The organism is Micromonospora sp. M51, from assembly GCF_018070305.1.
In the GTDB taxonomy this organism is placed as follows: domain Bacteria; phylum Actinomycetota; class Actinomycetes; order Mycobacteriales; family Micromonosporaceae; genus Micromonospora; species Micromonospora parva.
Genome location: NZ_JAGPXZ010001345.1, coordinates 1 through 768 on the forward strand (window position 1 = coordinate 1; position 768 = coordinate 768).

A 768-nucleotide genomic window follows, 5' to 3' on the forward strand; every position below is an offset into this window, starting at 1 on the left:
GAAGACCAGCACCCAACCGATCGGCACCAGGGCCAGGGCGACGATCACCCCGTCCAGCAGCGTACGGGCCCGACCGACCGCGGTCCGTGGTGCGGACGGCGAGCTGAGCAACGCGGCCGTGCCGGTGAGGATGCCGGCGGTGAAGACCACCCCGACCACCGGCGTGTGCGGCAGGTCGCCGCCGACGAGCCGCTGCACCGTCCAGATCGCCCGGCCGATCGCGGCGAGCGCCATGGTGACGGCGAGCAGGGTCCAGAAGCGACGCAGCGGCGTCGGATGCCGACGGGCCACCCCGACGCACGCGAGTGTCGCCCAGCCGGCGACCAGCATCGCGCCGACATCACTGACCAGTGCGGCGCCGGGCAACGCGGCGACCAGCCAGCCCGCCTCCAGCAGGATGACCGCAGCCGCGACGAACGCACCGGCGGGGTTGAGCGCCCCCGCAGCCTGCGTTCCGTCCTGTCGGGACACGGTCGCTCCGGCCCTTTCGTCGTGCGTGCACCCTCGGCAGGACCGGTCCACGGCAAACCCCGAAAGCCTAACCAGCGCTCAGAAACCCCGCCAGAGCCGAACGTGCACGCCGTCGCGGACGCCCGGACCTGCGGTCAGCGGCCGCCGGAGCGGTTCCAGGGTGAGCGGGGCAGCGTCGTGCCGGCCGACGGACGGCGTGCGCGGCGGCGTCTGCGCCGACCGGGAGTGCAGGGCGGGCGGGCAACGGTGTGCACCGCCACGTCGACCGGGGGCGTTGGTCGGCCGATCAGCCAGCAG

At 74.3% G+C, this 768-nt stretch carries 1 protein-coding gene and 1 pseudogene; both read right to left on the bottom strand.

What is annotated here, in order from left to right; translation table 11 throughout:
• A pseudogene (locus KBX53_RS34740) lies at positions 1-471 on the bottom strand (GGDEF-domain containing protein); the annotation flags it as partial.
• A 78-nt stretch (positions 472-549) separates the two neighbouring features.
• A partial coding sequence (locus KBX53_RS34745) for a hypothetical protein (protein ID WP_210864012.1) occupies positions 550-768 on the bottom strand: 219 nt, incomplete at its 5' end.